The 13,267-nt window shown below is 65.4% G+C and carries 13 protein-coding genes; 9 read left to right on the forward strand and 4 right to left on the reverse strand.

Annotation, left to right across the window (positions count from 1 at the left end):
- The 5 genes from JQ572_RS00645 to JQ572_RS00665 all read left to right on the forward strand — a co-directional run bounded on the left by JQ572_RS00645 (window position 1) and on the right by JQ572_RS00665 (window position 6,551).
- On the forward strand, window positions 1-1,044 hold the full coding sequence (locus JQ572_RS00645; RefSeq protein WP_211381065.1) for a zinc-binding dehydrogenase: 1,044 nt from the start codon (window positions 1-3) through the stop codon (window positions 1,042-1,044).
- Between the two features lie 120 nt (window positions 1,045-1,164).
- Complete coding sequence (locus JQ572_RS00650; protein WP_211381066.1) at window positions 1,165-1,323, forward strand: hypothetical protein; 159 nt, start codon at window positions 1,165-1,167, stop codon at window positions 1,321-1,323.
- A gap of 258 nt (window positions 1,324-1,581) precedes the next feature.
- Window positions 1,582-3,735, forward strand: a complete 2,154-nt coding sequence (locus JQ572_RS00655; RefSeq protein WP_211382372.1) for a GumC family protein — start codon at window positions 1,582-1,584, stop codon at window positions 3,733-3,735.
- Window positions 3,732-4,886 carry a glycoside hydrolase family 5 protein gene (locus tag JQ572_RS00660; RefSeq protein ID WP_349643082.1) on the forward strand — a complete coding sequence of 385 codons (1,155 nt, stop codon included), beginning with the start codon at window positions 3,732-3,734 and terminating at the stop codon, window positions 4,884-4,886. Before JQ572_RS00655 ends, JQ572_RS00660 begins: the two co-directional genes overlap by 4 nt.
- A gap of 72 nt (window positions 4,887-4,958) precedes the next feature.
- Window positions 4,959-6,551, forward strand: a complete 1,593-nt coding sequence (locus JQ572_RS00665; RefSeq protein ID WP_249128786.1) for a hypothetical protein — start codon at window positions 4,959-4,961, stop codon at window positions 6,549-6,551.
- On the opposite strand, the gene JQ572_RS00670 is transcribed toward JQ572_RS00665, so the two are convergent.
- Window positions 6,517-7,539 (reverse strand): LLM class flavin-dependent oxidoreductase, encoded by a 1,023-nt coding sequence (locus tag JQ572_RS00670; RefSeq protein WP_211381067.1) that lies wholly within the window; start codon window positions 7,537-7,539, stop codon window positions 6,517-6,519. The genes JQ572_RS00665 and JQ572_RS00670 overlap by 35 nt on opposite strands.
- A 360-nt stretch (window positions 7,540-7,899) precedes the next feature.
- Here JQ572_RS00670 and JQ572_RS00675 point away from each other — a divergent pair, with 360 nt between their 5' ends.
- Window positions 7,900-8,193, forward strand: a complete 294-nt coding sequence (locus JQ572_RS00675; RefSeq protein WP_211381068.1) for a DUF718 domain-containing protein — start codon at window positions 7,900-7,902, stop codon at window positions 8,191-8,193.
- A gap of 19 nt (window positions 8,194-8,212) precedes the next feature.
- Here JQ572_RS00675 and JQ572_RS00680 read toward each other — a convergent pair whose 3' ends face one another.
- Window positions 8,213-10,234 carry a YgiQ family radical SAM protein gene (locus tag JQ572_RS00680; protein ID WP_211382375.1) on the reverse strand — a complete coding sequence of 674 codons (2,022 nt, stop codon included), beginning with the start codon at window positions 10,232-10,234 and terminating at the stop codon, window positions 8,213-8,215.
- A 194-nt stretch (window positions 10,235-10,428) separates the two neighbouring features.
- Here JQ572_RS00680 and JQ572_RS00685 point away from each other — a divergent pair, with 194 nt between their 5' ends.
- The 3 genes from JQ572_RS00685 to JQ572_RS00695 are packed head-to-tail and all read left to right on the forward strand — an operon-like array spanning window position 10,429 to window position 11,020.
- A complete protein-coding gene (locus JQ572_RS00685; protein WP_211381069.1) occupies window positions 10,429-10,686 on the forward strand; it encodes a hypothetical protein in 258 nt (85 codons plus the stop codon).
- A gap of 8 nt (window positions 10,687-10,694) precedes the next feature.
- Window positions 10,695-10,859 carry a hypothetical protein gene (locus JQ572_RS00690; RefSeq protein ID WP_211381070.1) on the forward strand — a complete coding sequence of 55 codons (165 nt, stop codon included), beginning with the start codon at window positions 10,695-10,697 and terminating at the stop codon, window positions 10,857-10,859.
- 23 nt (window positions 10,860-10,882) lie between these two features.
- Window positions 10,883-11,020 carry a hypothetical protein gene (locus JQ572_RS00695; protein WP_211382438.1) on the forward strand — a complete coding sequence of 46 codons (138 nt, stop codon included), beginning with the start codon at window positions 10,883-10,885 and terminating at the stop codon, window positions 11,018-11,020.
- A gap of 106 nt (window positions 11,021-11,126) precedes the next feature.
- On the opposite strand, the gene JQ572_RS00700 is transcribed toward JQ572_RS00695, so the two are convergent.
- A complete protein-coding gene (locus tag JQ572_RS00700; RefSeq protein ID WP_211381071.1) occupies window positions 11,127-11,792 on the reverse strand; it encodes a GntR family transcriptional regulator in 666 nt (221 codons plus the stop codon).
- Between the two features lie 8 nt (window positions 11,793-11,800).
- The gene (locus tag JQ572_RS00705) at window positions 11,801-13,213 is read right to left on the reverse strand and encodes an FAD-binding oxidoreductase (protein ID WP_211381072.1); all 1,413 of its coding nucleotides are present in this window, start codon (window positions 13,211-13,213) and stop codon (window positions 11,801-11,803) included.
- Window positions 13,214-13,267: the final 54 nt, after the last annotated feature.

Consider the following 13,267-nt stretch of genomic DNA (forward strand, 5'->3'; position numbering starts at 1 on the left):
ATGGACATCAAGACTGCCAAGGCTGCGATTCTGGTCGAATCGGGCAAGCCGCTGATCGTCGACGAGTTCACCTTGCCTGATACGCTCGAGCACGGCCAGGTGCTTGCGCACGTGCACACCTCGAGCATCTGCGGGGCACAGATCAACGAGATCGACGCCGTCAAGGGCGCCGACAGGTTCCTGCCGCACCTGCTGGGGCACGAAGCGCTGGCGACCATCGTCGAAACCGGGCCCGGCGTCGTCTCCTGCAAGCAGGGCGACACCGTCGTCATGCATTGGCGGCCGGGCAAGGGCGTCCAGTCCAATACGCCGGTCTATTCCTGGCGCGGCAGACGCCTCAACGCGGGCTGGATCACCACCTTCAACGATTATGCCGTGGTGTCGGAGAATCGCGTCACGCCCGTTCCCGCCTCGATCGATCGCAGCAGCGCGCCGCTGCTGGGCTGCGCGGTGACGACCGCGCTCGGTGTCGTCAACAACGACGCGCAGATCGCCATCGGCGAAGCCGTCGTTGTGTTCGGCGTCGGCGGCGTCGGGTTGAACATCGTGCAGTTTGCAGCGATGGTCGGCGCCTGTCCTGTCGTCGCGATCGACCGCCTCGACAACAAGCTCGAGATGGCGAGGCGGTTCGGCGCCACCCACACCATCAACTCCGACGCGGCAACGGATCTCGCCGCCGAGATACGCGCCATCACCGGAGCCGACGGGCCCGACAAGGTGATCGAGACCACCGGCGTCAGGAATTTGATCGAGCTCGCCTACGAGGTCACCGCGAAGAAGGGCCGCTGTATCCTTGTCGGGGTTCCCCGCGAGAAGGTCGAAATCTACACGCTGCCGCTGCACTTCGAGAAAGTGCTGAAGGGCTCGGAAGGCGGGCAATGCCAGCCGGCGCGCGATATCCCGCGTCTCGTTCGCCTCGACGAGGCCGGCAAGGTCAGTTACCGCGGGATCGTGACCGACGCGTTCGCGCTCGATGACATCAATGACGCGCTGGATTTGATGCGCAGCGGCAAATCGGGGCGAATCCTTCTGAACATCAGCTGACCGCTCACGGCTGGCGGCGCCGCACGCAAGTTCAGCTGTAATCTGCTTCACACGCAAAACGCGCCCGATAAGGCTAGATGAAACAGGCCGTGCCTCCGCGCGGCTCGTTCGGAGCTGGCGATGATGGCTGCACTGGCAAAGGCAATATCCCGCGCGACGAGAACCAGCGTCGATGTCGAAACCCTGAAAGTCCTCGTGATCTTCTCGGGCGCGGGCTTGCTGCTCTCTCTCGTGGCCGCAATGATCTACGGACAGGCTGTCAACGCCGCCTTGTTTTGAGCGCGCGGTAGACCGCGTCGGCGCCGGGCGGGCCGGGAATCATCGAAGATGAACCCGCGCGCGGCGGGTGCTCCCCCGTCCTCCGCCTGCCCTCGCTCGCTTCCAGCGTTCGGGGGAACTCTCACCCCCCATTGGGCGCATGGCGAGGCTACGAGCCATGACGGTTCTCGGCGGCCGTAACCGGCGGTTAACCATGGATATTTACGGTGTAGCAAGCCTCTGAGCTTGTGGCGGTCAGTTGATTTCGAGTCCAACCCTATGGCGTTCAGTAGAAGCGCATCTCCGCGAAGCATCGCCCCGACGGAGCCTGCGGCTTCGTGGGAAGCTCCGCGGGCTGCGACGGGCAAGCCCGACAGCGATGGTCCTGCGCTGATCAGGGGATCGCTGACCGTCTCCGGGGCGCTCTCCTTCCTGCGCGAGAATGGCCGCCGCATCCTGACGCTGGCGCTGGCGCTGTTCGCCCTGGGCGTGCTCGTTCTGATGGTTGTTCCGGTTCGATATGCCGCGACGGCGCTGGTCGTGGTCGATCCCCGCGAGCTGCGCGTGACCTCGGATCAGGACGTGCTGCCGGGTATCGGCCAGGACGCGGCGGCGCTTCAGAGCCAGATCGAGATCGCCAAATCCGACGGCTTTCTCCGGCCCCTGATCGAGAAGCTCAAGATCGCGGACGACGAGGACATCGCGGGCGGTCATACCGACATGACCCGTCTGCTCGAAAAATTCCGCAGCCGCCTCGAGATATCCCGCCGCGGGCTCACTTATGTCATCGCCATCTCCTTCACCTCGAACAGTGCGGATCGGGCGGCGTATTACGCCAATGCCATCGCCGATGCGTTCGCCGCGAGCCAGGGTCGCGTCCGCACCGATGCCACGGACGAGGCGGCCGACTGGCTCAAGGACCGGCTGAAGGCGCTGAACGAGCGCCTGCGCGCATCGGAAGACGCGGTCGCGGCCTTCCGCCTCGAGCACAAGATCCTCAATGCCGGCAAGGATTCCACCACCCAGCAATTGCGGGTGACGGATATCAATCAGCAGGTCTCCGCCGCCCGCGCGCGCACCGAGGAAGCCAAGGCGCGTTACGAGCAGGTGCAGCGCGATCTCAAGGCCAATGTCGAAGGTCCCGTGAAGCAGGACCTTCTGAGCATGCTGCGCGCGCAGCGCTCGACCCTGAACGACCAGATTGCGCAGAAGAAAGCGGTCTACGGCGACCGCCACCCCGATCTTGCGATCTCCTACAGCCAGCTTGCCGACATCAACCGGCAGATCGAGGTCGAGCGGAAGAAGAACATCGACACGGCGAAGTCCGAATACGAGTCGCAGCTCGAGCAGCAGAACGCGCTGGAAAAGCAGCTCAAGGCGGTCGAGACCCAGATGCTGGTCGACGGCCAGGCGCTGGTGAAGCTGCAGGAGTTGCAGCGCGACGCCGATGCCAACAAGAACATCTACGAGCAGTTCCTGTCGCGGTTCAAGACCACCAACGAGCAGCGTCAGCTGCAGAGCTCGCAGACCAAGGTCGCGTCGCCCGCGATTCCGCCGCTGCGCTCGACGCGTCCACCGCTCGCTTTGCTGCTCGCCGCCCTCGCGATCGGCTCGCTGCTGACCTCGACCGCCGCCGTTGCGGCGATGGGAAGCATGCCTGACAGGGCCGCGCCTGCGGAGGCTCCTGTTCAAACGCCTGTGGGCACGGAAGCGATCAACGTGCCCCATCGGCAAGCTCCGCCTGCGGCATCTGCCGCGCGCCAGCCCGAGGCGATGCCGAATCTCCCGGTCTGGGCCCGCATTCCCGATCTGGCGTCTGGCGCCGCTCCCAATACTGTCTGGCAAAGACCGGTCGCGGCCACGGCCGAGCTCGATCTCGGCGCTTATCTGCGTCCGCTTCTTGAGAGAATCGATCGCACGCCGGTGCGCGGCTGCAAGGTCGCCCTCGTGCTGTCGGTCGGCAAGAGCGCCGGCGGCAACACCGTTGCGCGCTCGCTGAACCGCGCGGCCGTCAATCGCGGCATGATGAGCGTGCTGATCCGGCTGCAGCCGGAATTCGCCGGTGCCCAGCCTCCCGTCACCGAATGGCAGGATGGCTCGACCACGGCGGGACTTCAGTCGATCGACGAGCTCTTGAGTGCCGGCCGCAAGGCCGATGCGAGGCCGGAGGACGACATTCGCTCGGAATTCGATCTCATCATCGTCCATGCGGGCAATCTCGCCTTGCAGCCGGACGCCATCGCGCTGGCCGCGTATGCCGATCTGATCATCCCGGTGGTTCGCGCCGGCGAGCTCGGTTCGGCGGCGATGCGGCGGGTGACCGCGGCGCTGTCGAGATACAACAATGTGCCGACCGGTCTCGTCGTCAATCATGCGCCCGCGGGTACGGCGGCGCCTCATCCCGAGGGCGGCGCATTGAGCCGGGCGGTGTGACGGTGACGCCGCCGCGCCATCGCCTGTTCGTCGCCGCGATCTTGCTGTCGATCTCGCCAGGCCCACCGGCACTGGCTGACAATTGTGTGCCTGTGCCGCAGACGGTCGCGCCGGACAGGCTTGCCGCACTGTCGCGCGGCTTCAATGCCGACGGCTGGATCAACGGGCCGGGATCCGCAGCCCCCCGCCGCGAGTTGCTGCTGCAGCTTCGCAAGGCGGGAATGAGCCATGTCCGGCTGCCGGTACCCGCCGAGCGCGTGATGCTTCGCTTCGCATCAAAGGCGGAGCGCGACGAGACGCTGCGGGCGCTCGACGGCGCATTGAAGCAGCTCATGGCGCTCGGCTATTCCACCTCCGTCGATCTCCATCCCGGCGACCGCTTCAATCGCCTGCACAAGGACGATCCGGACGCGGCGTTGCGCGAGATGGAGGAGGCATGGAGCGGTCTGGCCGGGATCATTCGCGCCTATCCGGCCGATCGCGTCTTCGCCGAGCTGCTCAATGAGCCCGATGTCGAAGCCGACCGGTGGCAAAAGGAGGTCGAAGCGCTTGCCGCCTTCGTGCGCCGATTGCTCCCCGCCACCACACTGGTTGTCGGGCCGGTCAACTGGCAGCGCGCGGACTCGCTTCCGCAATTCCGCCCGTTGCCGGATCCGAACGTCGTCTACGCCATCCACTTCTATGATCCCATGGTGTTCACCCATCAGGGTCACTGGGATGCGCAGGATCCGCTGCACGACATCATCGATCTGCCTTATCCGATCAACGCCGGTGATCCCAAGGTCCAGGCACTCCGCCGGGATTTGCAGGACAGGGGCGCGACCAAGGCGCTCGGCATGCTCGACACCGCGATTGCGGTTGCCAGGGACAAGCCTGATGTCGATCGCTGGCTCGCGCCTGCCGTCGCATGGCAGCAGCAGTTTTCGCGGCCGATCATCGTCAACGAGTTCGGCGTGCTGAAAGCAGGCGCCCCGCGGGACAGCCGGGTGCGCTGGCTGGCGGCGGTGACCGCCTATGCTAGGGAGCACTGCTGGGGCTGGACGCATTGGGAGCTGCAACAGGGATTCGGCCTCGTCGACAACAGCACGGGCAGGCCCGATCCCGGCGTGATGCGCGCGTTGCTGGGCGCGACCAGACCGGCCAGGCGTTGACCTTTATCGTTAACGAATCCTTACACATCCCGCCGCTATCGTGGCCCCCGCGCTACGCCAAAGGACGACGCCATGGTTGGCGGGACCTCACCGCAATATCAGACCGTGCAGGCTGGCACTGCCGAGCCGTCGCCGCTGCGCGAGTTGATCCCGACGTTCTGCATCGCCGTGGCGGCGATCGGCTTTGTTCCGATACTGCACGTCGCGAGCCCTGTGCTGTCCCTGACCGTCGAAATCCTCGTCGCGATCGCCATCGTCCTTGCGGTTCCGACCTATGCGCCGGCCGTCGCGATCTTCGTCCTGTTCTTCCAGAATCTGTTCGTCTCGACCCTGTCGCCGCTCATTTCGGTCCCGTCCGATCTGGACTTCATCAAGGGCTACAATTTCCTCCTCTGCTCCGTGATGTGGCTGACGACGTTCGGCCTCTACGTGTTCGGCCGGAGGAATCGGTCGGCCGAGGTCAACCGGATCATGTGCTGGGGTGTCGTCACCCTCGCGGTGGTGGCGCTGTATTTCGCGATCGGTTTCGTCCAGAACGGGCAGGCGGCGTCGGTCTATTTGCGCAACATCGTGCTTCCGCTGTTCCTGTTTCAGCTCTCGCTTCTGACGGCCGCGAGCTATGAGGTTCGCGCCACGCCGTTCCTGGTAACGCTCGGCGTCGCTCTCATCATCTGCGGCTATGTCGAGTTTGCATTCCGCGATTTTTGGCTGGCCATCACCAACGGCTACACGTTCTGGGGCTTCGACGAGCTCAAGGCGACCCATTCGGGCGTCTGGGAAGCCGAAATGCGCGCCACCGGAAACGTGCCCGTCGACCTCAAGGATCGCTTCAGCTTCGACTTCCTGAACACGCCGCTGCTCGAAGGCTTCGGCCTGTCGAAAATCCTGCGCATCCACGGGCCGAACATGAGCGCGATCAGCTTCGGCTACGGCATCGCCTTTTTCGCGCTGTTCCTGTTCTCGGTGGGGCGTCCGTTCCTGGCTCTCGCTGCGTTGCCGCTCCTGATCGTCTGCAGCGTCAAGGGCGCGCTCATCACGCTGGTGTTCGTGATCGCGGCCTGGATCTCGACCCGTCTGCTCGGTGCGGTGGTGACGCTGGTGCTCGGCTTGCTCGGCCTGATGGTGTTCGCGCTCGTCGCGATCCGTGTCGGCTTGCAGATCGGCGACTACCACGTCATCGGCCTAATGGGCGGCCTCAACGGATTTCTCGCGAAGCCGTTTGGCCGCGGTCTCGGCATCGGCGGCAACCTGTCGGACAGCTATTTCTCGATCGACTGGAGCGCCGCGCAGGCTGCCGGGACGATCGACGGCGCGGTCGAGAGCGCGATCGGCGTGCTGATCTACCAGATGGGCATTGCCGCGCTGGTGCCGCTCGGCTTCTATTTCGCCATGGCGCTCAAGGCGTGGCGCCTCTACGCCTCCTCAGGATATCTGACGCAGGGCCTCGCCGGCTTCGGCGTCATGGTCGTGCTGCTCAACGGCCTGTTCCAGGAAGAGGCCCTGTTCGCGCCGCCGGCGCTGGGCCTCATGCTCTCGCTCACCGGACTCGTGATCGGAAGCCAGATCAGGATGCGGGCGGCCGCCGGACAGGATGCCGAGTCTTCGTCGGATCGCTCCATTCCGCGTCCCGTCACCGCCACCCCAGCGCGGGCGCGACATGCGTGAGGATCGCCTCGATCGCATGCGCGCAGTAGTCCACGCCTAGCTGGTTCGGGATCGTCAGCAGCAGCGTATCGGCCTCGGCGATTGCCTCGTCCTGCCGCAACTGCTCGATCAGCGCATCCGGCTCCGCGGCATAGGAGCGGCCGAAGATCGCGCGCGTGCGCGGGTCGATGAAGCCGATCTGGTCCTCGCCGCCGCGCTCCCCGCCGAAATAGGCGCGGTCGCGATCGTTCATCAGCGCGAAGATGCTGCGGCTGACGGATACGCGCGGCTCGCGGCTATGGCCGGCCTCGTTCCACGCGGCGCGATAGGCGCGGATCTGGGCGGCCTGCTGCAGGTGAAATGCCTCGCCGGTCTCGTCGTTCTTCAGCGTCGAGCTCTGCAAATTCATGCCGTGCTGCGCGGCCCACACCGCTGTCGCGTTCGAGCCGGCGCCCCACCAGATTCGGTCGCGCAGGCCTTGCGCATGCGGCTCGAGGCGCAGCAGCCCCGGCGGGTTCGGAAACATCGGCTGCGGATTGGGTTTTGCAAAACCCTCGCCGCGCAGGATGTCGAGAAAGACCTCGGCGTGGCGCCGGCCCATGCCGGCGTCGCTCTCGCCCTCGGCCGGCTGGTAACCGAAATAGCGCCAGCCATCGATCACCTGCTCGGGCGAGCCGCGGCTGATGCCGAGCTGCAGCCGCCCGCCGGCGATGAGGTCGGCGGAGCCTGCATCCTCCGCCATGTAGAGCGGGTTCTCGTAGCGCATGTCGATCACGGCGGTGCCGATCTCGATCGTGCTGGTTTTCGCGCCGACGGCCGCGAGCAGAGGAAAGGGCGAGGCCAGCTGGCGCGCGAAATGATGCACGCGGAAATAGGCGCCGTCGGCGCCGAGCTGTTCGGCTGCGACGGCAAGCTCGATCGATTGCAGCAGCGTGTCCCCGGCCGAGCGGGTCTGCGACTGCGGCGAGGGCGTCCAGTGTCCGAAGGACAGGAATCCGATCTTCTTCATGGAGGTAATCTATGAATGATGAGGAGGCGGGCGTCTTCTGACATTCGGTTGAAACCGAAGGTGTGGTCAGGAAAATCCACAGGCGCCCGATGATGCCATCCTGCCCCTGTTTTGCCCGACGGGTCAACCGCTGCACAACAGCGCCTAAGCCATTGATCCCGCTCATGCCGGCTACTGTGCATGGGGTTGTTTTCGATGTTTTTATTGTGCGGGCCGCGAACGCCGGGGGCGCCATGATGATTTGTCACGGTGACGACGCAGCCCGCGAGGGCAACAATCGGCCGGGGCGGCCGTTTGGGCATTTCGCCCGAGACCTTGAGCGGCGCTCGCTTATTCCCAGTCCATTTTCAGGAGGCGCACATGCAGGTTTATAATGTGGTCAGGTTCAAGGTGAAGCTTGGCGAGGAAACCGCCTTCCTCGACGCGCATCGGAACGGCAAGGCCAAATGGCCAGGCCTCGAGCACGGAATCATCATCAAGACCGGCGAGCAGACCTTCTGCCTCATCGGCACATGGTCCAGTCAGGACGCGCTGGTCGAGGCGCGGTCCGCGATGATCAAGACCCTCGACAGTTTCAGGTCCGTGCTCGAGGACCAGGGCAACGGACGCGGTGTGACGGATGCCGTGTCGGGGCCGGTCGTGCTCGATCTCTAGAAGGTGATGCGGCGCGCGGTCACTTCATCACCCGCAGGCCCTTGGTCGTGAACCGCTGCGTCTTGCCGCCGGGGCGGACGGGCCGCCTCGTGCCGGCGGCCTTGCCGGTGCCGGGCGGCTGGTGCGCGGGAACGAGCTGGTCGGGACGGGAGCCGATCAGATCGGCGCGGCCCATCTCCTTCAGCGCCTCGCGCAGCACTGGCCAATTGTCGGGGTCGTGATAGCGCAGGAAGGCCTTGTGCAGGCGGCGCTGGCGCAGGCCCTTGATCGCCTCGACCTTGTCGCTGCCGCCGCGCCGCACGCCGCGCAGCGGATTGACGCCGGTGTGGTACATCGCGGTTGCGGTCGCCATCGGCGAGGGCAGGAAGGTCTGCACCTGATCGGCGCGGTAGCGGTTCTTCTTGAGCCACAGTGCGAGGTTCATCATGTCCTCGTCGGTCGTGCCCGGATGCGCCGCGATGAAATAGGGGATCAGGTAATATTTCTTGCCGGCCTGCTCGGCGGCAGCATCGAACATCCGCTTGAACTGGTTGTAGGCGCCGATGCCCGGCTTCATCATCTTGTCGAGCGGACCGCGCTCGGTGTGCTCCGGCGCGATCTTCAGATAACCGCCGACGTGATGGGTGACGAGTTCCTTGATGTATTCGGGGCTCTCGACCGCGAGGTCGTAGCGCACGCCGGAGGCGACCATCACCTTCTTGATGCCCTTGGTCTCGCGCACCTTGCGATAGAGCCGGATCAGATCGTCATGCGAGGTGTTGAGGTTCGGACAGATCTCCGGGAAGACGCAGGACGGCCGCCGGCACGCCGCCTCGACCTTCGGATCCTTGCACGCCATCCGGTACATGTTGGCGGTGGGACCGCCGATGTCGGAGATCACGCCGGTGAAGCCCGGCGTCTTGTCGCGGATCAGTTCGATCTCGCGCAGGATCGAGCCTTCCGAGCGGTTCTGGATGATGCGGCCCTCATGCTCGGTGATCGAGCAGAAGGTGCAGCCGCCAAAGCAGCCGCGCATGATCGTCACCGAGAACTTGATCATGTCCCAGGCGGGGATTTTTGCCTCGCCATAGGACGGATGCGGCGCGCGCGCATAGGGCAGGTCGTAGACCGCGTCCATCTCGTCGCTGGTGAGCGGGATCGGCGGCGGGTTCAGCCAGAGATCGCGGTCGCCGTGACGCTGCACCAGCGGCCGCGCATTGCCGGGATTGCTCTCCCGGTGCAGCACGCGCGAGGCGCGCGCATAGGCTTCCTTGTCCTGCTCGACCTGCTCCAGCGCCGGCAGCCGGATCACGGTCAAGCCTTTCGTCCGCGATGCGCCTTCGTCGGCGGAATCGAGATCGTCGGCGTGCAGCTCCGCATAATCCTCGGGCACGCGGCGGAACAGCGCGACGCCCCTGATGTCGTCGAGCGCGCGCGGCGCTTCGCCGGCGGCAAGCCGCTGCGCCACCTCGACCACGGCACGCTCGGCATTGCCGTAGAGCAGGAGGTCGGCCTTGGCGTCGGCCAGCACCGAGCGGCGCACCTTGTCCGACCAGTAGTCGTAATGCGCGATCCGGCGCAGCGAGGCCTCGATGCCGCCGAGCACGATCGGCACGTCCTTGAACGCCTCGCGGCAGCGCTGGGCGTAGACAACGGTGCAGCGGTCCGGCCGCTTGCCGCCTTCGCCGCCGGCCGTATAGGCATCATCGCTGCGTATGCGGCGGTCCGCGGTGTAGCGGTTCACCATGGAATCCATGTTGCCGCCGGTGACGCCGAAGAACACCTTTGGCTTGCCGAGCACCTTGAACGGTTCGGCCGAATGCCAGTCGGGCTGGGAGATGATGCCGACCCGAAAGCCCTGTGCCTCCAGCAGACGGCCGATGATGGCCATGCCGAAGCTCGGATGGTCGACGTAGGCGTCCCCGGTCACCAGCACGATGTCGCAGGCATCCCAGCCGAGCGCATCCATCTCGGCGCGGCTCATCGGCAGGAACGGCGCCGGCTTGCGCGGGCGCGCCTGCGCCATCAGGGGCTTTTCGGCGGTCATGATCTGGGTGTCCATGCGCTTACGCATAGGACTCCGGCGCCGCGAATACAACCGATCGATGGGCTGTCTTCGCCGATTCCGGTTCCCGCGTGGCGCGCAATTCGGCAACGCCAACCGCGCGCGGGAGCGGCGTTGCCGGACTGTGACACGGTCCACATACGGCCGATACGCGTCGCGTCATCCTCCCCTCAGTTTCGAGGGAGAGATCCATGCTTTTTCTGGTCGACGCACTGCTGATCCTGGCGATGATGTTTTTCCTGCTACTGCCGATCACCGATCGCAGGACGGTGCGGATGAGGCTCTGCATGGTCTGCGCGCTGCTGGCGGTGTTCTCGGTCTCCGTCACCCGCACGCCAATTGTGCCGGCGTTGCTCGCGAGCATTGTCTCGCCGCCCGGAGCACTGCGAGCGCCGCATATGCAGCCCTCATGGGATATGCGCGTGCTCCATGGGCAGGGGAACAGCTGAAGGCGGTCATGAGCCCCGCTGCTGGTTCCGCCGGAAGCATCGTGGTTCAATCGCAGGAACCAACCGTCTCCGCGAACATTCTGATGGAGGGTTTGCGCCGGGCCGGCCTGCGCGCGCTCGCGTCCGGGCCGGGATTCCTCGATGTTCGCCCTCTGGCGATGGGGGAGCTGTGAGCACAGTCATAGAGAACTTGCTGTTGCGAAAGCAGAAGCTCGTGGAGCAGCTCGCGAAGGCGCCGTCGGTCGAGGATCGCGACAAGATCGAGCACCAGCTCGAACAGATCAGCACCGCGCTGGATTTTCTGGACAGGCCGGGCTCGAAGGAGCCGCGCTAGAGCACGATCCGGAAAGGTGCGAAGCGGTTTTCCGAAAAGATCATGCTCAAACAAGAACCTAAAGCGCGATGACGATTCATCCAATCTCATCGTGCTTTAGAAGCGTTCAATCGACCTGCAGCGCCTTTGCATAGACCACGCCCGAATTGGTGATGTGCGTGGTCATCAGCGCTGCGAAGGCGCCGAACTCGCCGCGCGCGAACAGATCGAGCAGCCTGCGATGCTCGTCGAAGGACGTGCGCGTGCGCACGTCGATCGGCGAAGTCAGGTTGGTGCGAAGCGCGGCGACACGGCTGGAGGCGAGCTGATAGGATTCGGCGAGATAGCGGTTGCCGCAATGGGCGAACAACGCCTCGTGGAAGGCGGCATCGGCGCGGCCGTAGGCGATGTTGTCCCTGGCCGCGATCGCCGGCTCCATCGATGCGATCGCCTCGCTCATCGTCGTGATCGCGCCGTCACGGTCGTGGCGGAAGGCGAGTTCGGCGGCCTTGGGCTCCAGCGCGATGCGGAAGGTGCAGAGCGCGGTGATGTCCTCGGCGCTCGGCGTGAACACGAAGCTGCCGACCTGCGGCCGGATCACGACGAGGCCCTGCGCCTGCAGCTGGCCCATCGCCTCGCGCACCGGGGTGCGGCTGACCCCGAAGGAATTTGCCACCATCTCCTCGGAGATCGCGGCGCCGAGCGCGAACTCGCCGTCGATGATGGCCTGGCGCAGCCGCTGCATCACCCGCTGCGACAGCGATTTCGGCACATCGAGCTTCAGCGATCGCATCGGCTTTCTCAGATCACCTTGCCGGGATTGAGCAGATGATCCGGATCGAGCGCGGCCTTCAGCGTCCGCATCAGCGCGATCTCGGCATCGCTGCGGGCATGACCCAGCCACTTCTTCTTCAGCGTGCCGATGCCGTGCTCGGCGGAAACGCTTCCGCCAAGCTCGCGCACGAGACCGTAGATGATCGCGTCCATCTCCTCCTTCGGCTGCTGCTCGACGGCAAGGCCGGTCACCCAGGAGACGAGATGCAGATTGCCGTCGCCGATATGGCCGTAATAGACGCTCTCGCAGCCCTTGATGCCTTTCGCGAGCGCGGCCTTGCAGCGCGTCACGAACTCGTCCATCCGCGCCACCGCAAGGCCGATGTCGTAGGAGATGTGCGGGCCCAGCACCTGGCCGAATTCGGCGCAGATGTCGCGCACGCGCCAGAAGCTTTGCGTCTGCGCCAGCGATTGGGCCACGGCGGCATCGGCGAGCAGCCCGCGCTCCATCAGCTCTTCGAGCCAGGCCTGGAAACGCGGCGCATCCAGGCTTTCGTCGGTGCCCTGCGCTTCGACCAGCACGTAGAGGCCATGCCCTGCGGCGACCGGCGGCTTGACGCCGGCGCGATTCGTGATCACGTCCCAATAATCCGGCCACATCACCTCGAACGCCGACAGCAGCGGGCCGAGCCCGCTTCGCGCGGCGCCGAGCAGCGCGATCACCGCGGCATAGTCCTTCAGCGCGCACAGCGCGGCCATGGTCGAGCGCGGTTTCGGGAACAGCCGCAGCACCACGCGGGTGATGATGCCGAGTGTGCCTTCCGAGCCGATGAACAGATGCTTCAAATCGTAGCCGGCATTGTTCTTCATCAGCTTGTTGAGGCTGGTGATGATGGTGCCGTCAGGCAGCACCACTTCGAGTCCGAGCACCAGCTCACGCGTCATGCCGTATCGGATCACGCGATTGCCGCCGGCATTGGTCGAGAGATTGCCGCCGATCGCGCAGGAGCCGCGCGAACCGAGGTCGAGCGGAAAGAAGAAGCCGGCCTCGTCGGCCGCCTGCTGAATCGTCTGAAGCGGCGTGCCGGCTTTCACCGTCATCGTCGCCGACGCCTGATCGATCTCCTCGATGCCGCTCATGCGCTCCAGCGAGATCGCGACCCAGCCTGCTTCCGGCGAGGCACCGCGGCACAGCCCGGTCAATCCGCCCTGCGGCACGAACGGCAGCTGCGCCTTCCGGCAGGTCGCAATCGCGTCGGCAACGCCTTGGGCGTCGACCGGGCGGATCACCGCGAGCGGGGTTTGCGGCAGGCTCGCGCTCCAGTCGTTGCAATTGCGCGCGGGCACGTCGGCGCCGACAAGCACGGCAGCCGCGCCGAGCCTGTCGCGCAAGGCGCCAAGCAATTGGTCGGGACGCTCGATCGGGGTCACCATGTTCATGTGAGACCTCCCCTTGGAATTGGTCGCGTCCAGGGCGCGCCGCGACAGCGGAAA

It is taken from the genome of Bradyrhizobium sp. SZCCT0153, from assembly GCF_018129995.1.
GTDB classification, from domain to species: domain Bacteria; phylum Pseudomonadota; class Alphaproteobacteria; order Rhizobiales; family Xanthobacteraceae; genus Bradyrhizobium; species Bradyrhizobium japonicum_G.

Coding starts and splice junctions, on each gene's coding strand:
- JQ572_RS00645 (WP_211381065.1), top strand. CDS start 1: ATGGACATCAAGACTGCCAAGGCTGCGATTCTGGTCGAATCGGGCAAG.
- JQ572_RS00650 (WP_211381066.1), top strand. CDS start 1,165: ATGATGGCTGCACTGGCAAAGGCAATATCCCGCGCGACGAGAACCAGC.
- JQ572_RS00655 (WP_211382372.1), top strand. CDS start 1,582: ATGGCGTTCAGTAGAAGCGCATCTCCGCGAAGCATCGCCCCGACGGAG.
- JQ572_RS00665 (WP_249128786.1), top strand. CDS start 4,959: ATGGTTGGCGGGACCTCACCGCAATATCAGACCGTGCAGGCTGGCACT.
- JQ572_RS00670 (WP_211381067.1), bottom strand. CDS start 7,539: ATGAAGAAGATCGGATTCCTGTCCTTCGGACACTGGACGCCCTCGCCG.
- JQ572_RS00675 (WP_211381068.1), top strand. CDS start 7,900: ATGCAGGTTTATAATGTGGTCAGGTTCAAGGTGAAGCTTGGCGAGGAA.
- JQ572_RS00680 (WP_211382375.1), bottom strand. CDS start 10,234: ATGGACACCCAGATCATGACCGCCGAAAAGCCCCTGATGGCGCAGGCG.
- JQ572_RS00685 (WP_211381069.1), top strand. CDS start 10,429: ATGCTTTTTCTGGTCGACGCACTGCTGATCCTGGCGATGATGTTTTTC.
- JQ572_RS00690 (WP_211381070.1), top strand. CDS start 10,695: ATGAGCCCCGCTGCTGGTTCCGCCGGAAGCATCGTGGTTCAATCGCAG.
- JQ572_RS00700 (WP_211381071.1), bottom strand. CDS start 11,792: ATGCGATCGCTGAAGCTCGATGTGCCGAAATCGCTGTCGCAGCGGGTG.
- JQ572_RS00705 (WP_211381072.1), bottom strand. CDS start 13,213: ATGAACATGGTGACCCCGATCGAGCGTCCCGACCAATTGCTTGGCGCC.